A 17,564-nucleotide genomic window follows, 5' to 3' on the forward strand; every position below is an offset into this window, starting at 1 on the left:
CAAGCGAATTTTTTTTAGCCTATCGCGAATTACTATTGCTTATCAATTCGTTTCGCGCAACAAATTTGATCAAATCTATCACAACAGAAAAGGGGAACTGGAATGAAGACATATCTGCGAACCGTTTCCGCCGCGGCGCTGGTCATCGCGACCTCGACGCTCGTTGCATCCGCAGCCGATCCCATCACGGTGGTCGGGTGGGGCGGCACCTGGGACAAGGCTTACAAGGACGGAGTCTGGGATAAATACACCGAACAGACGGGCATCCCGATCATCCAGGAAGAATGGGGTGGCGAGGTCGCCAAGGTGCGTGCGCAGGTTCAGGCCGGCAACGTCACGTATGATGTCGTCTCGGTAGAGGCGCCGGCGATGGAGATCGGCTGCGCCGAAGGACTGTTCGTTCCGCTCACGCGAGAGGTCACCGGCGATCCGGAAAACTATCTGCCGGGCACGCTCCACGAATGCGGCGTGGCGTCCGACACATGGTCCACGATCATGACCTACAACACCGATGTGTTCAAAGACGGTTCCGGGCCGAAGACCTGGGCAGATTTCTGGGACGTGGAGAAATTCCCGGGCAAGCGCGGTCTCTATTCACAGGCGCAGTTCACCCTCGAGAACGCGCTGATGGCCGACGGCGTCAAGGGCGAGGATATGTACAAGGTGTTGAGTACGCCGGAGGGCGTCGACCGGGCCTTTGCCATGCTCGACAAGATCAAGCCTCATGTCGTGTGGTGGTCGACGACCACGCAGGGCATCCAGAACCTAGACAGCGGCGAAGTGGTGATGAGCGATGCTTTCAATGCGCGCATCACCAACGAAGTCGTCCAGGAAAAGAAGCCGTATACGATCGTGTGGGATGCCGGCTTCTTCTACGGCACCGACTTCTGGGCGGTGGTCAAGGGCGCGCCGCACGAGAAGGAAGGTGTTGACCTCCTCAAGTGGTTCTCGATCCCCGAGAACCAGGCGGGCTTCTCCAAGCTCTACGCCTACGGCACCGGCCGCAAGGAAGCCGCGGCGCTCATCCCCGCCGAGTGGGCGGCCAACTTGCCGACTTCGGATGATCACATCAAGTTTGCCACGGCATACGACAACGACTTCTGGACCGAGAACAAGGAAGCGCTGGAAGAGCGCTTCAAGGCCTGGCAGGCGAAGTAAGTCAGACCGATGCCGGTAAAGGCATTGCCGGCTGGACGACATCGGCAAGGCGGGGTTCTCGCCTTGCTGGTGCTTCCGATCGTCCTGTTCGTCGTCCTCATCTTTCTGTGGCCCGTGGCGCGCTTCCTCGCGCTTTCGGTCGACAACTCTGAATTCTCCGGCAACCTGCCGCGCACCATCGCGGCCTTGTCGGACGACGTATCCGAGAACGGTCTCCCTTCTGAAGCCGTTTTCGTCGCGCTTGTCGAAGATCTCGCAAACGCCAAACGCGCCGGCCAGGAAGGCGTGCTGGCACAACTCGTCAACCAGCGCATAGTCGGCACCCGATTCCTGATCATCAAGACCGCCAAGGACGCTGCAGACGGCAAGTTCGACATGGGTCCGGTGCGCGAAAGCCTGCTCGAGAAACATGCCGGCTGGAGCAACCCGGCGCTCTGGCAGGAAATTTCGCGCCAGAAGAGTTCACTCACGGACTACTACCTTTTGAACAGCGTTGACCTCGTGCGTGGGGCTGATGGCTCGATCACGACCGTGCCGCCGGATCGCGCCGTGTTCCTTGACGTCTTGCTGCGCACCGTCTGGATCAGCGCGGTGGTGACCGTGCTTTGCGCGCTGCTAGCCCTGCCGCTGGCGCAGGCGATCGTCAGCGCCCCGCCCGCATGGTCGCGGCTGATGTTCGCGCTCGTGCTGTTTCCGCTGTGGACTTCGCTGCTGGTGCGAACTGTGATCTGGATCATCGTGCTGCAGAGAAATGGCCCGGTGAATGCCACACTGATGGGGTTGGGCATCGTCAACGAACCGCTCAATCTCGTCTACACGCGCTTCTCGCTCTATGTCGCCATGGTACAGGTCCTGCTGCCGATGATGGTGCTGTCCATCGTCGCGGTGATGCGGCGCGTGCCGGCGACCTATATGCGCGCTGCCCTCTCGCTCGGCGCATCGTGGCTGACGGCGTGGCGCAGGGTGCAGCTACCGCTGATCCTGCCCGGCATCCTCTCCGGCGGCGCCATCGTCTTCGTCTTCGCGCTCGGCTACTACATTACGCCGACGCTGGTGGGCGGTCCGACGGACCAGATGGTGTCCAGCTACATCGCCTTCTACACCAACAACACGTTGAACTGGGGGCTGGGCGCGGCGCTGTCGCTGCAACTGCTGCTGATCCTGCTCATGTTCGCCTTCCTCTTCCTGACCGCAAACGCCCTCCTGAAGCGCAGGACGGCCGCATGAACGCCGACCTTATTCGCAAATGGCTGATGTATGGCTACGCCGCGCTGCTGCTATCCTTCATAATTCTGCCGCTGCTGATCGTCGTACCGATGTCGCTGACGAGCAGCAACTCGCTCGCCTTCCCGACACCGGGTTATTCGCTGCGCTGGTACGAGGAGCTCTGGATCGACCAGCGCTGGCCGAACGCGCTGTGGAACTCGCTCGTCATCGCTCTCTCGACGACGCTCCTCTCCTGCCTCCTCGGCATTCCGGCTGCGATCGGCCTTGCGTGGGGCAGCTTTCCCGGGAAGAAACTGATCTATGGCATCATCGCCGCGCCTCTGGTGGTGCCAGTAGTTATCGTCGGCGTCGCCGCCTTCTCCTTCTTTGCAACGCTCGGCCTTGTCGGAAACAAGCTATCCATCATCCTGACCCACACCGCCATGGCCGTGCCGGTCATGCTGACGACGGTCGTAGCGAGCCTCACCACCTTCGATCGCACGCTCGTTCGAGCCGCCGCGTCGCTCGGTGCCGGCACCATGCGCATCTTCTTCAAGGTGATCCTGCCGCTGATCGCGCCCGGCGTCGTGACCGGAGCGATCGTCGCCTTCATCATCTCCTTCGACGAAGTGGTCGTGGCGAGCTTCCTGTCCGTCGGCAACGAGCGGACGCTGCCGCGCATGATCTTCTCAGGCGTGCGCGAATCCGTCAGCCCGGCCATCGCCGCGGTCGCGGTGCTGCTCATCCTCTTCTCGGCCATATTGCTCGCGCTGATCGGCTGGTTGCAGGTTCGTTCTCAGCGCATGCGCATGCGAGCGATGGCATGAAACTCGTCCCTTCGGTCCTCCAACTCGAAGGCGAGATGACGGCGTGGCGTCGACATCTGCATGCCAATCCCGAACTCGGCTTCGAGGAGTTCGAAACCGCGCGTTTCGTGGCCGAAAAGCTGCGCTCATGGGGGATCGAGACCGTTGAGGGCGTCGGCCGTACCGGTGTGGTCGGCACGCTCACGGGCAGGCTCGGCCCCGGCGAAAGCATCGGCATCCGCGCCGACATGGACGCGCTGCCGATGACCGAGGCGCGCGATCTTCCGCACGCCTCGAAAATCCTCGGCAAGATGCACGGCTGCGGTCACGACGGTCACACTGCGATGCTGCTCGGTGCCGCGCGCACCCTTGCGCATTCGCCGGATTTCGCGGGAACCGTGCACTTCATCTTCCAGCCTGCCGAAGAAGGTCAGGGCGGTGCAATGGCTATGCTGGATGACGGACTGCTGGAGCGTTTCCCCTGCGACGAGGTTTATGCCCTGCACAATTCGGAGCGGCAGCTCGGCGAGGTCGTCGTTCATCACACGGTGGTGGCGGCCGCTGCGGACCGCTTCGAGATCGTAGTGCGCGGACGTGGCGGCCACGCAGCGATGCCTCATCTGGCCAATGACCCGCTGCCGATCGCGGCTCGAATCCTGCTCGACATCGAGGCCCTGCCCGGCCGCCTGACCAATGTTCATTCGCCGGCAATCGTGACCGTCGGCAGCTTCAAGGGCGGGGAAGCCTTCAACACGATCCCCGACGTCGCGGTGCTGACCGGCACGGTGCGGACCTTCAACCCCGAAGTTCAGTCCACCATCGAAACCGCGATCAAGCGCATCGCGACTGCGGCCGCGGAAGGTCGCGGCGCAAGCGTGGACATCACTTACGAGCGGCCTTTCGCGCCGACGATCAATACGCCGAAGCAGGCCGATATCATGGTCGATGTTGCGACGGAGGTGATGGGGTTGGAGCGCGTCACGATCGATCCACCGCCCGAAATGGGCTCGGAGGACTTTTGCTACATGCTGCAGCAGCGACCCGGCTGCTACTTCATGCTCGGCCAGAGCGACGACGAACACCAGGCCGCCTGCCACGACACGCTCTACGACTTCAACGACGCCATCCTGCCGATGGGCGCGAGCCTGTGGGTGCGGCTGGTCGAACGGCGGCTTGCGCCCCAGGAACTTGCACCCCGCGAACTTGCACCACGGGAAACGGAATAGGCGATGCGGCTTGCCGAAAGTGACATTGTCTGGCGCAGTCATTGGCTCCGGCAGGCGTTGCCCGATGACCCGGACCTGGCGCCGCCGCTTGAGGAGGCCACGCAGGCCGACATCTGCATTGTCGGCGGCGGCTATATGGGCCTCTGGACCGCAATCCGGCTGAAGGAACGCAATGCTTCGCTGGATGTCGTGATCGTGGAGCGCGACATTTGCGGCGGCGGCCCCAGCGGACGCAATTCGGGAATGGTGCTGTCGGCCTGGACAAAATTCAGTGCGCTGGCCGCCCTGCGCAACGCGGAGGACGCGCTCAAGATCATCAAGGCTTCTCAAGACGCGATATCGGGCATCGAAACCTTCTGCCGGGCGGAAGGCATCGACGGCTGGTTCGACCGCGTCGGGTGGATATGGGGCGCAACCTGCCAGGCTCAGGCCGGCGCATGGGACGACGCTCTCAACAAACTCGCCGCCCATGACTACGTGCCGGCGCGCCGCGTCTCGCGCGACGAAATCGCAGCGATGGCCGGCACCGCGAGCCATCTCGCCGGCGCCTTCGATGCCTCGTCGGCGACAGTGCATCCGGGCTTTCTGGTGCGCGGACTGCGGCGAGCGGCACTAAAGCGCGGCGTCCGCATCTACGAGAAATCGCCGATGACGCGGTTTTCCCGCAGCGGCAGGCTCAGGGTGGATACTGCAAAGGGAAGCGTTTGCTGCGGCAAGATCGTGCTGGCGATGAACGCATGGTCGGGTGCGATCCCCGAACTCGCGCCAGCGATCTTCAACATATCGAGCGACGACGCCATGTCGAAGCCGATGCCGGAGACGCTGGAGAAGGTCGGCTACCGTCGCGCCCCGCTGATGATCGATTCCCGCGTTTTCGTCGGCGGATGGTCGGCCACACGAGACGGTCGGCTTTCGGTCGGCGTCAGCGGCGGCATCATCGGGCTCGGCGGCATCGTCGACAAGCGCTTCCACGGTCCCTCGCCCCGGGTTGGCGAAATGCGCCGTGTCCTGCGCGACGGTTTTCCGGCGCTGGCGAACTTCGACCTGGAAACCTCCTGGAACGGGCCCATCGATCGCACGGTAAGCGGCCTGCCCCTGTTCGGCACCCTGCCCGGCAATCGCGACATCGCCTATGGCTATGGCTTCTCCGGCAACGGCACGACGATGGCTTATCTCGGCGGCCAGATCCTCAGCCAGATCTTGACCGGCGGCGAGTCCGACCTGACTGACTCCGCCCTCGTGCGCCCGGTGACCCGCGGCTTCCCGCCGGAGCCGTTCCGCTTCGTCGGCGCCCATTTCGTGCGCGGTGCGGTGCGGCGGCGCGACGACCTCGAACATGCCGGCCGCAAGCCGGACGGCCTCACCAGATGGCTTGCCGGCCTCGCGCCGTCAGGCGTCACCCCCTCAAAGGCAAACCGCCGCGCTGCGAAAGGATGACCATGTCCAAGGCAAAGATCTTCAAGCACAGCGAACTGACGCTGAAACCGTCGGTGACGCCGACCGGTACGTCCTCAATCGCTCGGGTCATCAACGGCGAGATCAGCCAGCACATGGGCGGCGGCATCGAATATCTCGAAAATTCCACCATCGACTGGACCGTCACCTATGACGAGGTGCTCTTCATCCACGAGGGCACCCTGACCGTCGAACTCGACGGCGTCAGGCACGAGTGCACGCCCGGCGACATCGTCTGGCTGCCGAACGGTACGCACCTGAAATACATCGCCAAGGAGCGCACCGGCTATTTCTACATGCTCTATCCGGTCGACTGGGCGGCGCGTCAGGGAACAGTCGAGCCGTAACCTGACCACGCGTCGCCGATGCGCTGGCAACAATCGTCATCTCAGGGCAGTTGAACCGGGGGCGAAGCAACTGTCCGCGGCCTTCAACGCATCGGCGCGGGCCGTCGGGTCAAGTTTTCCGAGTTGCCGGACCGAGGCATAGAAGCGCGGATAGTCCTCCGAACAAAGCTCGAAAAGCCGCAGGAACGCTGCCACCTGGTCGCCATAGACGGAAACCGCGGCCAGCTTCGCGTTGTTGATCGGAGCATTGAACCAGCCATCGTAGCCGCGGTATCCGCGCCAGCGGCCGTCACGTAAGTGCCTGTAGCGCGCCCTAAGCGTTTGGATCGCCTGCGCTTTCTCGGCGCGCTTCTTTTCCGCGCCGCCGGTCCCGGCATAAATCTGCGCCAGTTCCTCGCGCGTCCGCAACACCAGTGCGATGAAATCAGCGCGCCTCTTCCTGTCGGCCTCGTACCGGCGCAGCCCCGCCGTGTCGCCCGCAGCGCGCAGCCATTTTCTCACGCCTGTCGTTTCGACGGCTACCGCGAACGCCTCGTTGAACTCGGTATCGCCGGCGATGTAGACGCGCTGGTGGGCGAGTTCGTGGAAGACGACCGCGGCGAGGTCGGTTTTGCCCTGCGCGAACATCGTGCTCAACAGCGGGTCGCTCGACCACCCGAGCGTCGAATAGGCCGTGACGCCTCCAACATATACGTCAAGCCCCCGCCCCTGCAGATCACGGGCAAATTCGGCGGCCTTTTCCTTCGAAAAATATCCGCGGTACGGCACACAACCATAAACCGGGACGCACCATGTCTGCGGCCTCAACGAAAGCTCCGGCGCGGCGAAGACCGCCCATGTCACAACGTCGCGGCCGACATCGACATAGCTGCGATAGCTCTTGTTGTCGGGTAACCAGAGTTCATCGACGGCAAACTGGCGTATCGAACGGGCCTCTTCCATCCGTGTGCGCAACACGTCCGGCGTAGAGGGGTCTTCGATGAGCTTCTCGACGTTCTGGCGCGTGGTCATGATCTTGACATGACCCCCAAGGGATTGCGCGTAGTAGGGTATGCTGGTGCAGCCTGCGAGGCCCAAAATCAGTATCGCGGCAACCAGCCGGGAGAATGCATGCATAGAGGCTGGCCTTGGAACTGCTCATCGCTTCGACGGCGCGACTATCGCCAAAGCCTGCGGTTTCGGCAATTCCAACGGCGGCGGTTTTTCGGCGAAGCCTTCGGCCTAAGCAACTCCGTCGGACGGGGCGCCGATTGCAGCCTCCAACCCGTTGCGGAGATCTGAGATGCTGATGGCGCCGAGATCGAACAGCGCGCTCACCAGTTCGGTGACGTAGAGGCGTTCATCGCCGTCCTGGATGCCGCAGTCCTGGCAATACTCGTCGACCGCCTGGTTCAGGAGGTCCACTTGCTGGGGGGTGCCGGTGAAAGCCATGATGCTCTCTCCTCCTCATATCGGGGCGAAAGCTTGATCGACTCTTCCAATCGTCCGCATGCCATGAAAGACCGGATGACGACACACCATAGGCCCTCGTCCGTCCGTTGCATCTAACAAATGTTACCTCGAAGGGAAGACCGAGCGGCCTCGCGGAACTGTGAACGGGATCAACATCGACGGGCGAGCAGATCAGGAGGTTTTGAACGGTGCTTCAAAACTCTCCGATGAATTCGGTACACTAATATACCAATTTTCGTTGACACCCTCCCATCGAGTGTGAAGATTGCCGGCGAGGCGGTCACTGGGAGGATGAGTTGCCAAACAAAAAAAGCTTGAGGGTAGGTCTCGTAGGCACCGGCTTCATGGGCCGTACCCATTCAAACGCCTATCATCAGGTTCGACGCTTCTTTCCGCAGGAGAGCGGTGCTGACCTGATCGCTGTCTGCTCTCGGGACGAAAGCAAGGCGCGCGATTTCGCTGCCCAATGGGGCTATGGCGGGCATGAGACCGACTGGCGCAAGCTGGTCGAGCGCGACGACATCGACCTGATCGACATCGCGACCCCCAACGACACCCACGCCGAGATCGCCGAAGCCGCGGCCAAGGCCGGAAAGATGGTGGCATGCGAGAAGCCGCTGGGACGCAGTCTTGCCGAATCGCGCCGCATGGCCGCAGCCGTCGAGAGCGCAGGCGTCGCCAACATGGTTTGGTACAACTACCGGCGCGTCCCGGCTCTCACCCTCGCGAAACAAATGATCGACGAGGGCCGCCTCGGCCGCATCTTCCACAGCCGCTTCAAATTCCTGCAGGACTGGACGATCTCAGCCGATCTGCCACAGGGCGGAACGGGAACATGGCGTCTCGATGCCGCCGTCGCGGGAAGCGGCGTTACTGGCGACCTGCTCGCACATTGCATCGACGCCGCGCTCTGGCTGGTCGGCCCTGTGGCCGAGGTGTCGGGAACAACCGAGGTCTTCATTCCCGAGCGCATGCACGCGCTGACCGGAAAGCGTGAACCCATCACACTTGACGACGCCAGCCTGTTCCTCGCGCGCTTCTCCAACGGTTCGCTCGCAACCTTCGAGGCGACCCGTTTCGCACGCGGTCACAAGGCGCTGTTCACCTTGGAGATCAATGGCGAAAAGGGTTCGATCGCCTGGGACCTGCACGACCTGCACCGGCTTCAATATTTCAGCTACGACGGTGACGGGACGACACGCGGTTGGCGGTCCATCCACATCACCGACGGCGATCATCCCTACATGAATGCATGGTGGGTGCCGGGCCTGCAGATCGGTTACGAGCACACATTTGTGCATCAGGCAGCCGATTTCATGAAGGGTCTGCGCACAGGGCAGAAGACTGTGCCTGACTTCCGGGACGGTCTGGCCGTCGATGCCGTTGTGGATGCGGTGCTGGATTCGGCGAAATCGAGAAGCTGGAAAACCGTGAAGAGCGGTGAAGCAGCCGGCTAGCTGTCGACGGCCGGTGGCGACCGGCCGCGTGTCTACGCAAGCAATAAGAATACGGGTCGCAGCGCATCAGCCAGCCGACTGCCCGTTCCTGGGAGGAGCCGCATGCCACTTCTGGACATCCGGAAGGTTTCGAAAAGCTTCGGGGCCATCCGGGCGCTGACCGACATCAGTTTTTCGGTGGAGCCGGGCGAAGTCGTCGGCCTGATGGGCGACAACGGTGCCGGCAAATCAACGATGGTGAAGCTGATCGCCGGCAACTTCCGCCCCGACGAAGGCGAGGTTCAGGTCGACGGCGAAGTCTGCGAGTTCAACAAGCCCATCGAGGCGCGCGGCAAGGGCATCGAGGTCGTCTACCAGGACCTCGCGCTGGCCGACAATCTGACGGCTGCACAGAATGTGTTCCTCGGACGCGAGATCAAGAAGGGCTTCTGGCCCTTCCGCGTCCTCGACAAGCAAGCGATGATCGACCGCTCAGCCGAGCTCTTCGCCGAACTGAAGTCCGAGACGCGCCCGCGCGATCTCGTGAAGAAAATGTCCGGCGGACAGAGGCAGGCGGTGGCGATCGCGCGCACGCGCCTTTCCAACGCCAAGCTCGTGATGATGGACGAACCCACAGCCGCCATCTCGGTGCGGCAGGTTGCCGAAGTCCTCGAACTTATCCGCCGCCTCAAGGCGCAGGGCGTCTCGGTCATGTTGATCAGCCACCGCATGCCCGACGTCTTCGCCGTTTGCGACCGCATAGTCGTTATGCGTCGCGGCACGAAAGTGGCCGACAAGCCGACATCGTCGACCTCGCCTGAAGAGATCACCGGACTGATTACGGGAGCGATACGTGCAGCCTGAAGCCACCACCATCGCCGTCTCTCCCGCCGCGCCTGACCACGCCGCGCTCGATCAGGTCGTCGGTGTGCGCGAGCAGACCCCACTCCAGAAGCTCTTCCGAGCGCAGTCTTTTTGGGTCGCGGTGGCGCTTGGCGCACTCATGCTGGTGATGACGATCATCGAGCCGACCTTTGGCTCGGTCGAGAACATCGGCAACATCTCGCGGAACTTTGCGCCGATCGGCATCATGGCGCTCGGCATGACGGTTGTGCTCATCACCGGCGGCATCGATCTGTCCGTTGGCTCGATCATGGCGCTGGTTGCCATCGTCGCCGGCCTTTTCCTGACGTGGCACCACACATGGTACGTGGCGTTTGCGATGGGCATGCTGGCTGGCCTTGCCTGCGGCGTCGTCAACGGTTTCTTCGTCGCCTATCTCAATATGCCCTCCTTCGTCGTGACGCTCGGCATGATGTCGATCGCCCGCTCGCTGGCGATCGTGCTGTCGGGCAACCAGATGCTCTACCAGTTCGGGCCGGACGCACCGATCGTAAAGGCTATCGGCCAGGCGAAGTGGCCGTTGCGGGAACCGTTGGGCTGGGCGCCGCCTTGGATGCCCGAATTCTCCTCGCATTTCTGGGCGCTGATCATCCTGGCGCTGATCGTCGGCTGGGTCTTTAATTACACCGCCTGGGCGCGCCATCTCTTCGCCATCGGCGGCAACGAGCAGGCTGCCCGCCTTACCGGCGTACCCGTCGACAAGATCAAGTTCCAGGCCTACGTGTTTTCGGCGTTCACAGCCTCTTTCGCCTCGATCCTGCTGCTTGGCTACAACGGCTCGGCCCTCAACGCGCTGGGCACCGGCTACGAACTGCGCGTCATCGCGGCAACCGTCATCGGGGGCGCCAGCCTGATGGGAGGCTACGGAACGGCTTTCGGCGCCGTGGTCGGCGCGGCGTTTCTCGAAGTGATCCGAAACGCACTTCTTATGGCTGGCGTCGACTCCAACTGGCAGGGCGCATTCGTCGGCGTCTTCATCATCGTGGCCGTCCTGCTCGGCATGCAGACCAGCGGCACATCGCTTCGCGCCCTGACGCAGCATTGGCTGCCGATGCGGCGACGATAGGACAACGCCCCCGGCAGAGGAGCTGCGGAAAGGGGATCAAAGTGGAGGAGCATGGATGAGAAGAATCCGATGAGCGTCATGAACCGCCATGCCGCGGGAAATGTCGCCTCTGTCGCGATGAGGGAGAGACTTAAGGAAGGAACCGCCCGTTGGGGCAACAACATTGTGGAGGACTATCTGACATGAAGAAACTTCTTTTGAGCGCCACCGTGGCGTTTGCCGCCTTTGCCGGCGGACAGGCCCTGGCACAGGACAAGCCGGTTTTCGCGCTCGTACCCAAGGCGATGGACAACCCGTTCTACGACCAGGCGCTCGCCGGCTGCAAAAAGGCTGTCGAGGATTCCGGCGGCGCTTTCGAGTGCCAGTACATCGGCCCCGGCGCGCATGGCGGCGGTGACGAACAGGTGCAGATCGTACAGGACCTCGTCGCCAAGCGCGTCGCGGGCATCGCCGTCTCGCCGTCGAATGCGGTCGCGATCCTGCCCGCCCTGCAGGCCGCGAAGGAAGCCGGCATCCCGGTTATCACCTTCGATTCCGACGTCCTGCCCGAGAACAAGGACCTGCGCGTAGCCTATATCGGCACGCACAACTACGAAATCGGTACCAACATCGCCAAGATCCTGCAGACCATCAAGCCGAACGGTGGCGTCATCTGCATCCAGTCGGGCGGTGCGGCCGCTGCCAATCTCAACGAGCGCATGCAGGGCATCCGCGACGGCCTCGCCGGCAAGGAATCGGCCACCGCCCCCGGCGACGCTCTGACCGGCCAGAACGGCTGGACAGAGGCGGAAGGCTGCCCGCTCTACACCAACGACGACTTCCCGCTCGCAGCCCAGCAGTTCCAGGACCTGCTGACCAAGATGCCGAACCTCGACGCCTTCGCGGCGACCGGCGGCTTCGCGCAGTTCGTGCCGGACGCCAACCGCGCCGCGACCGAACCGTTCAAGGACAAGATCGCCAAGAACGAGTTGGCCGTCGTCTATGCCGACACGCTGCCCACGCAGATCGACCAGATGAAGGAAGGTCTGTCCCAGGGCCAGGTCGGCCAGCGTCCGTATGAAATGGGCTACAAGTCCATGATGGCGCTGAACGACATCAAGGCAGGCAAGCCGGCCCCGGCCGACCCGACCTATACCGGCCTCGACGTCTGCACGCCGGCGAACGCGGACACCTGCATCGCCAAGTAACGGCTGATACGACATGGATCGGGACGGAAACTCTTCCGCCCCGATCCGAAGGTCCTGAATGGATCACCTCATGGCGTCGATCGTACAATGATGAACGTGGAGGCAACGCAGCTCAAGCGCGGCGTCGCCTTGAGCGAACAGGTCTACCAGGTCGTTCGCGGCATGATCGTCTCCGGCCGCATGCGACCCGGCGAGGCCGTCGTCGAGGCTGCGCTCGCAGCGCGGCTAGGCGTGTCGCGCACCCCTGTGCGCGAGGCGCTGAAACGCATCAGCGACGAGGGTCTGATCGAGGTTTTTGCGCAGAGCGGCACCTTCATCGCGCCCATCAGTCGCAAGGCGCTTGAAGAGGCCTACATCATCCGCACCGCGCTTGAAGCCGAAAGTGCCTCGCGCGCCGCAGGCCGGCTCAACGAAAGTGCCATTGAGGCCTTCATCGACAATATTGCCGCCCATGAACTGGCGATCGGCCGCCGGCATTTCGCCGACGCGATCCGGCTCGACGACACCTTTCATCGCATGATCGCCGAGGTAAACGGGTTGCACATGCTTTGGCGCGCTGTAGATGTATCGAAGGCGCAGATGGATCGCGGCCGCCATCTGGCCATACCCGAACCCGGACTCGGCGAGGTCACCATCCGCCAGCACAGGCTTATCCTCGAAGCGATGCAGGCCGGAGATGGGGCCGAGGCGGCAGCGCAGATGCGGGAGCACCTGGCGACCTCGCTGCGCAACACGCTGGAGATCGCCTCAGGGCTGATCGCCTGATTCAGTAAATCGTCTGGTCGTCGCTGAACAGCGACCATACGGCTACAAACAGCGCCGCGATCAACGGGCCGATGACGAAGCCGTTGATGCCGAACAGCGAGATGCCGCCAACCGTCGAGATCAGGATCACGTAGTCCGGCAGGCGGAGGTCCTTGCCCACGAGTTGCGGCCGCAGCAAATTGTCCACCATGCTGATGACGAGCGTGCCGACCGCCAGCAGCGCCAGTCCCTTGCCGTATTCGCCTGACAGCAGCAGGAACGCAGCGACAGGCCCCCAGACGAGCGCGGCGCCCACGGCGGGCAATAGCGACAGCAGCGCCATCAGAACGCCCCAGAGCAGGGCCGCCTCAATGCCGATCAGCCAGAACATCACGCCGCCGATAGTACCCTGGATGATCGCGATGATGACGTTACCCTTCACCGTCGCCCTGACCACGGACGCGAACTTGGCAAATATCTGGTCGGTATAGCGGTCCTTCAGGGGGCTTGCCCTGCGTATCGCCAGCGCAAGCGAGTGGCCGTCGCGGAACAGAAAGAAAAGCAGGTAAAGCATCACGCCGAGGCTGACCACGAATTGCAGCGTGCCCTGCCCGATGATGACGGCGCGGGCTGCAAAGGCCTGCGCGAGTTGTCCCATGAAGGATGTCAGGCTGCTCTGGATTTCCGAAAGGTCACCAATACCGAGCGACTGAAGTCCGTGGACCACGAATGTCGGAAGGGCATCGTAGACCTGCTGGAGAATAGACGAGACGTCGAACTCGCGCGTGTCGATCCGCTGGTAGAGGCTGGTCGCCTCCTGCGCCAGCGAGCCTAGCACGATCGAGCCGGGAATCACAACGATGCAGATGCATGCGAGCAGGCTGAGCCCGGCGGCGAGGTTTGCCCGGCCTCCAAATCGATGGAAGAGGCGCCGATACAGCGGCCGGAACAGGATCGCCAGGATCACCGCCCACAGGATCGCGCCGTAGTAAGGAAGCAACAGCCATAGGAACGCCACTGTCACAAGGACCACGGCCGTAATGAAGCTGACGCCTTCCGTCGTGGTCTTGCGCATCCAGATGCAGCCCTATTCCGGCACAGACTCGCGGCCGGTGACCGTATCCATGTTTATCCTGTAGAATAGATGTTCGGCAGGAATATCCGCCGTAACCGGCTTCAAGCCACCCGGTTCCCACCAGTTCGCATGCTTGCTGAGCAAGGACCATGCATGCTCGCGCTCGAGCTTGGAGCCGATCCGGTCCGGCAGTTCCTCATAGGTTCCGGTCACCACGACGCTCTTCCACCCGTCGCCTCGCCCGGCTTGGTCGACCTGCAGGCACACTTTCGGATTCTGGCGCATCCAGTCGATCTTCTGGCCCGGGAGCGAAAAGCTGTAGAGGGAATGCTGCGCTAGGGCGATTGTGATCGGCACAACATAGGGCTGTCCGTCGCTGGCGCAGGCAAGACGCCCTACCCTCGCCGCCGCGAGGATCTCCAGACAGGCCTGTTGCGAAAGTTCCCTGATGATCATAGTCGTCGCTCCGCTCTCACACTGCCGTCGCAGCCAACCTAGAGCAATGCGCGGTTGGAATGAACACGTCTGCAACCCGAGAGACGAAGTTGATGTCCTTAAGTCGAGCCCGCCGGGAAAGAAGCCCCGACTACTCCCGGCGAGCGACGCCCATGACGCGGACGATTACCGGCGAACAGCCGGCATAATTTTCGCAGCAAGTTGCATGCCGGGGAAAGTGATCCGAAACGAGACACTTTTGGAACTAGGACGGCGCGGGACGGCCTGACCCGTCCGATAGTGGTGCGGATGAAGGGACTCGAACCCCCACGCCTTGCGGCACCGGAACCTAAATCCGGGGCGTCTACCAATTCCGCCACATCCGCGACGGCCCGCCAATCCCACGGCGGCCATCATTCTGTCAATCTCAAGGATGACAGCTTCTTCCCGTCTGTGACGCGAAGAAGTGTTGAAAATCAGCGGCGCGTATGACAAAAGGCGTGGCAATTGTGACGGGAGTGAAAGATCCGCCGCTTGCTGGTTCGGTAATATAGTTCAAGAACAAGGACTTACCGACAGGAGCGCGTGTCCAGCGCCAAGGAATCCGGGCCGTGAGCGGCCGGCTGACTGTGCGTTCTGCCCACACGACGAACTAGCCACCCCGGCACGAATACACCGGCAGGCTGAACGGCAGGGCCGTACAGAATGCGCGGATTCGAGAAACGAAGGTTTTGACGATGCAGGTTACCGAGACGCTGAATTCCGGCCTCAAGCGCGAAATAAAGGTCACCGTTCCGGCCGGCGACATGGAAGCCAGGCTCGTGACCCGGCTGAACGAGATCAAGGACAAGGCCCGCATCAACGGCTTCCGTCCCGGCAAGGTGCCGATGCAGCACCTGCGCAAGCTGTACGGCAAGTCGTTCATGGCCGAGGTCGTCAACGACATCCTGTCCAATCAGACCCGCCGCATCATCGCCGACCGTGGCGAAAAGGCCGCCATGCAGCCCGAGGTCACCATGACCGAGGACGAGAAGGAAGCCGAGAAGATCCTGGCCGGCAACGCCGACTTCGAGTTCCAGCTTGTCTACGAGATCATCCCGGCCATCGAGATCAAGGCGATGTCGGACATCGCCGTCACCCGCCCCGTCTACGACGTGCCGGACAGCGAGATCGAGGATCAGGTCAAGCGCGTCGCCGAATCGACCCGCAGCTACGAGACGAAGTCCGGCAAGGCCGCCGATGGCGACCGCGTTACGATCGACTATGTCGGCAAGATCGAGGGCGTGGCCTTCGACGGCGGCGCCGGCACCGACCAGCCGCTTGTGCTTGGCTCCAAGGAGTTCATCCCCGGTTTCGAGGACCAGCTCGTCGGCACCAAGGCCGGCGACGAGAAGCAGATCACCGTCACCTTCCCGGATGCCTACCAGGCGCCGCATCTGGCCGGCAAGGAAGCCACCTTCGACGTGACCGTTAAGGAAGTCTCTGGCCCCGGCCCGCTCGAGATAAACGACGAGACCGCCAAGGCGCTTGGCCTGGAATCCCTCGACAAGCTGCGCGAGATCGTAAAAGGCCAGCTTGAAAACCAGTTCGGTTCGATCACCCGCCAGAAGGTCAAGCGCCAGTTGCTAGATCAGCTCGACACTGCCTACCAGTTCGAGGCGCCCTCCAAGCTCGTTGAGGCCGAATTCAGCAACATCTGGAACCAGGTGAATCGCGACCTGCAGGCAGCCGGCCGCACCTTTGCGGACGAGGAGACCAGCGAGGAAGAAGCCCGCGAGGAATACACGAAGCTTGCAGAGCGGCGTGTCCGTCTTGGCCTCGTGCTGGCAGAGATCGGCGAGAAGGCCGGCGTGACGGTGGCCGACGAAGAAGTGCAGCGCGCCCTTTTCGACACGATTCGCCGCTTCCCGGCAGACCAGCAGCAGCAGGCGTTCGAGTTCTACCGCAACACGCCTGACGCGATCACCTCGATCCGCGCGCCTCTGTTCGAGGAGAAGGTGATTGACCACCTGCTCGGCCAGGTTTCGGTGACCGACAAGAAGGTCTCCAAGGAAGAGCTGACTGCCGAGGACGAGGCGGAAGAGACCGCCAAGCCCGCGAAGAAGGCAACCGCCAAGAAGGCAAAGAAGGCCGACGAGGCCGCTTCCGACGAGGCTGCCGCTGAGGCACCGAAGAAGAAGGCGACCAAGAAGAAAGCCGCAGACGCCGAGTAATCGTAGCGTCGCGCCACAGACAAAGGGCCGCCTCGTGCGGCCCTTTTGATTCAGATCAGCAGCAGGCCCTTCATACTGGCGAAGCCTTTCTTGCCGATGATGATGTGGTCATGAACGGCAACGCCGAGCCGCTTGCCGGCCTCGATGATTTCCTTGGTCATCTCTATGTCGGCCCGCGACGGCGTCGGATCGCCGGAGGGATGATTGTGTGCAAGGATGATCGCTGTCGACGACAACTCCAGCGCACGCCGGATGACCTCGCGCGGATAGGCCGGCGTGTGGTCGACGGTGCCTACCTGCTGCACCTCGTCGGCGATGAGCGCGTTTTTCTTGTCCAGGAAAAGAATCCGGAACTGTTCGCGCTCCTCAAAAGCCATCGCGGCGCGGCAATATTCCAGCACCTTGTCCCATGACGAGAGCACCTCACGCTTGATGATTTCGCCGCGGATCATGCGGCCGGCGGCAGCGGCAACCACCTTGAGTTCGATCGCCACTGCGGGTCCGACCCCTTTAACCTCCTGAAGCAGTTGCGTAGGTGCTCCGAGAACCTCGGCGAACGATCCGAAACGCTTCAGCAAGGCCTTGGCGATGGGTTTCGTGTCGCCGCGCGGAATCGCCTTGTAGAGAAGCAATTCGAGCAACTCATAATCTGCCATCGTGTCCCCCGAGACCGAAAATCGCTGCCTGAGGCGGTCGCGATGGCCGAGAAAGTGGGGCTTCTCCTCGGCAGGCTTGGGCGCGGCGACGACCACCGCGGAAGCCCCGCCGATGTCGGGCTTGAGCTGGGATTGCGGAACAGGACGCTCCGCAAAGAACCCGCGCTCGTCGCTTTCCTCGTCTCCCATTCGCCCCGCC

At 62.5% G+C, this 17,564-nt stretch carries 18 protein-coding genes and 1 tRNA gene; 13 read left to right on the forward strand and 6 right to left on the reverse strand.

The annotated features are described in order from the left end of the window. Window positions 1-102 precede the first annotated feature (102 nt). From ABMA32_RS09540 to ABMA32_RS09565, 6 genes are all read left to right on the forward strand, one after another. Window positions 103-1,158, forward strand: a complete 1,056-nt coding sequence (locus ABMA32_RS09540; RefSeq protein WP_349013540.1) for an ABC transporter substrate-binding protein — start codon at window positions 103-105, stop codon at window positions 1,156-1,158. Window positions 1,159-1,227: 69 nt separating this feature from the next. Further along, a complete protein-coding gene (locus tag ABMA32_RS09545; protein WP_349014700.1) occupies window positions 1,228-2,385 on the forward strand; it encodes an ABC transporter permease in 1,158 nt (385 codons plus the stop codon). After that, window positions 2,382-3,191: an ABC transporter permease gene (locus ABMA32_RS09550; protein ID WP_349013541.1), complete on the forward strand. Its 810-nt coding sequence runs from the start codon at window positions 2,382-2,384 to the stop codon at window positions 3,189-3,191. The genes ABMA32_RS09545 and ABMA32_RS09550 overlap by 4 nt, the downstream gene beginning before the upstream one ends. Beyond that, entirely contained in the window at window positions 3,188-4,396 is a 1,209-nt protein-coding gene (locus ABMA32_RS09555) for a M20 aminoacylase family protein (RefSeq protein ID WP_349013542.1), read from the forward strand. The genes ABMA32_RS09550 and ABMA32_RS09555 overlap by 4 nt, the downstream gene beginning before the upstream one ends. Before the next feature lie 3 nt (window positions 4,397-4,399). Next, a complete protein-coding gene (locus ABMA32_RS09560; RefSeq protein ID WP_349013543.1) occupies window positions 4,400-5,833 on the forward strand; it encodes an NAD(P)/FAD-dependent oxidoreductase in 1,434 nt (477 codons plus the stop codon). Between the two features lie 2 nt (window positions 5,834-5,835). Beyond that, entirely contained in the window at window positions 5,836-6,198 is a 363-nt protein-coding gene (locus tag ABMA32_RS09565; protein WP_349013544.1) for an AraC family ligand binding domain-containing protein, read from the forward strand. A gap of 36 nt (window positions 6,199-6,234) precedes the next feature. Here the strand turns inward: ABMA32_RS09565 and ABMA32_RS09570 are convergent, their stop codons facing one another. Then, entirely contained in the window at window positions 6,235-7,314 is a 1,080-nt protein-coding gene (locus ABMA32_RS09570; protein WP_349013545.1) for an aminopeptidase, read from the reverse strand. 105 nt (window positions 7,315-7,419) lie between these two features. Then, window positions 7,420-7,629, reverse strand: a complete 210-nt coding sequence (locus ABMA32_RS09575; RefSeq protein ID WP_349013546.1) for a hypothetical protein — start codon at window positions 7,627-7,629, stop codon at window positions 7,420-7,422. Between the two features lie 317 nt (window positions 7,630-7,946). Between ABMA32_RS09575 and ABMA32_RS09580 the strand changes: the two genes are divergently transcribed. From ABMA32_RS09580 to ABMA32_RS09605, 6 genes are all read left to right on the forward strand, one after another. Then, window positions 7,947-9,107, forward strand: coding sequence for a Gfo/Idh/MocA family protein (locus tag ABMA32_RS09580; protein ID WP_349013547.1), 1,161 nt, complete (start codon window positions 7,947-7,949; stop codon window positions 9,105-9,107). A gap of 102 nt (window positions 9,108-9,209) precedes the next feature. Continuing rightward, entirely contained in the window at window positions 9,210-9,950 is a 741-nt protein-coding gene (locus ABMA32_RS09585) for an ATP-binding cassette domain-containing protein (RefSeq protein WP_349013548.1), read from the forward strand. Next, a complete protein-coding gene (locus ABMA32_RS09590; protein WP_349013549.1) occupies window positions 9,940-11,055 on the forward strand; it encodes an ABC transporter permease in 1,116 nt (371 codons plus the stop codon). The genes ABMA32_RS09585 and ABMA32_RS09590 overlap by 11 nt, the downstream gene beginning before the upstream one ends. A gap of 51 nt (window positions 11,056-11,106) precedes the next feature. After that, window positions 11,107-11,241, forward strand: a complete 135-nt coding sequence (locus ABMA32_RS09595; protein WP_349013550.1) for a hypothetical protein — start codon at window positions 11,107-11,109, stop codon at window positions 11,239-11,241. After that, window positions 11,238-12,242: a sugar-binding protein gene (locus ABMA32_RS09600; protein ID WP_349013551.1), complete on the forward strand. Its 1,005-nt coding sequence runs from the start codon at window positions 11,238-11,240 to the stop codon at window positions 12,240-12,242. The genes ABMA32_RS09595 and ABMA32_RS09600 overlap by 4 nt, the downstream gene beginning before the upstream one ends. A gap of 87 nt (window positions 12,243-12,329) precedes the next feature. Next, window positions 12,330-13,007, forward strand: a complete 678-nt coding sequence (locus tag ABMA32_RS09605; RefSeq protein ID WP_349013552.1) for a GntR family transcriptional regulator — start codon at window positions 12,330-12,332, stop codon at window positions 13,005-13,007. Between the two features lies 1 nt (window position 13,008). Here ABMA32_RS09605 and ABMA32_RS09610 read toward each other — a convergent pair whose 3' ends face one another. The 3 genes from ABMA32_RS09610 to ABMA32_RS09620 form a co-directional block, all read right to left on the reverse strand. Beyond that, window positions 13,009-14,061, reverse strand: a complete 1,053-nt coding sequence (locus tag ABMA32_RS09610; protein ID WP_349013553.1) for an AI-2E family transporter — start codon at window positions 14,059-14,061, stop codon at window positions 13,009-13,011. 12 nt (window positions 14,062-14,073) lie between these two features. After that, window positions 14,074-14,517, reverse strand: coding sequence for a pyridoxamine 5'-phosphate oxidase family protein (locus tag ABMA32_RS09615; protein WP_349013554.1), 444 nt, complete (start codon window positions 14,515-14,517; stop codon window positions 14,074-14,076). Window positions 14,518-14,797: 280 nt separating this feature from the next. Further along, window positions 14,798-14,882 (reverse strand) — tRNA-Leu (locus tag ABMA32_RS09620). Window positions 14,883-15,233: 351 nt separating this feature from the next. Here ABMA32_RS09620 and tig point away from each other — a divergent pair. Next, on the forward strand, window positions 15,234-16,709 hold the full coding sequence (gene tig / locus ABMA32_RS09625) for a trigger factor (protein ID WP_349013555.1): 1,476 nt from the start codon (window positions 15,234-15,236) through the stop codon (window positions 16,707-16,709). Window positions 16,710-16,759: 50 nt separating this feature from the next. Here tig and radC read toward each other — a convergent pair whose 3' ends face one another. Beyond that, complete coding sequence (radC, locus tag ABMA32_RS09630) at window positions 16,760-17,554, reverse strand: RadC family protein (RefSeq protein ID WP_349013556.1); 795 nt, start codon at window positions 17,552-17,554, stop codon at window positions 16,760-16,762. Between the last annotated feature and the right edge of the window lie 10 nt (window positions 17,555-17,564).

Origin of the sequence: Mesorhizobium quangtriensis (assembly GCF_040081925.1) — a bacterium.
Taxonomy (GTDB): domain Bacteria; phylum Pseudomonadota; class Alphaproteobacteria; order Rhizobiales; family Rhizobiaceae; genus Mesorhizobium_K; species Mesorhizobium_K quangtriensis.

Bases quoted from the DNA above. Each gene is read 5' to 3' on its own strand.
- ABMA32_RS09540 (WP_349013540.1), top strand. From the start codon at position 103: ATGAAGACATATCTGCGAACCGTTTCCGCCGCGGCGCTGGTCATCGCG.
- ABMA32_RS09550 (WP_349013541.1), top strand. From the start codon at position 2,382: ATGAACGCCGACCTTATTCGCAAATGGCTGATGTATGGCTACGCCGCG.
- ABMA32_RS09555 (WP_349013542.1), top strand. From the start codon at position 3,188: ATGAAACTCGTCCCTTCGGTCCTCCAACTCGAAGGCGAGATGACGGCG.
- ABMA32_RS09560 (WP_349013543.1), top strand. From the start codon at position 4,400: ATGCGGCTTGCCGAAAGTGACATTGTCTGGCGCAGTCATTGGCTCCGG.
- ABMA32_RS09565 (WP_349013544.1), top strand. From the start codon at position 5,836: ATGTCCAAGGCAAAGATCTTCAAGCACAGCGAACTGACGCTGAAACCG.
- ABMA32_RS09570 (WP_349013545.1), bottom strand. From the start codon at position 7,314: ATGCATGCATTCTCCCGGCTGGTTGCCGCGATACTGATTTTGGGCCTC.
- ABMA32_RS09575 (WP_349013546.1), bottom strand. From the start codon at position 7,629: ATGGCTTTCACCGGCACCCCCCAGCAAGTGGACCTCCTGAACCAGGCG.
- ABMA32_RS09585 (WP_349013548.1), top strand. From the start codon at position 9,210: ATGCCACTTCTGGACATCCGGAAGGTTTCGAAAAGCTTCGGGGCCATC.
- ABMA32_RS09595 (WP_349013550.1), top strand. From the start codon at position 11,107: ATGGATGAGAAGAATCCGATGAGCGTCATGAACCGCCATGCCGCGGGA.
- ABMA32_RS09600 (WP_349013551.1), top strand. From the start codon at position 11,238: ATGAAGAAACTTCTTTTGAGCGCCACCGTGGCGTTTGCCGCCTTTGCC.
- ABMA32_RS09605 (WP_349013552.1), top strand. From the start codon at position 12,330: ATGATGAACGTGGAGGCAACGCAGCTCAAGCGCGGCGTCGCCTTGAGC.
- ABMA32_RS09610 (WP_349013553.1), bottom strand. From the start codon at position 14,061: ATGCGCAAGACCACGACGGAAGGCGTCAGCTTCATTACGGCCGTGGTC.
- ABMA32_RS09615 (WP_349013554.1), bottom strand. From the start codon at position 14,517: ATGATCATCAGGGAACTTTCGCAACAGGCCTGTCTGGAGATCCTCGCG.
- tig (WP_349013555.1), top strand. From the start codon at position 15,234: ATGCAGGTTACCGAGACGCTGAATTCCGGCCTCAAGCGCGAAATAAAG.
- radC (WP_349013556.1), bottom strand. From the start codon at position 17,554: ATGGGAGACGAGGAAAGCGACGAGCGCGGGTTCTTTGCGGAGCGTCCT.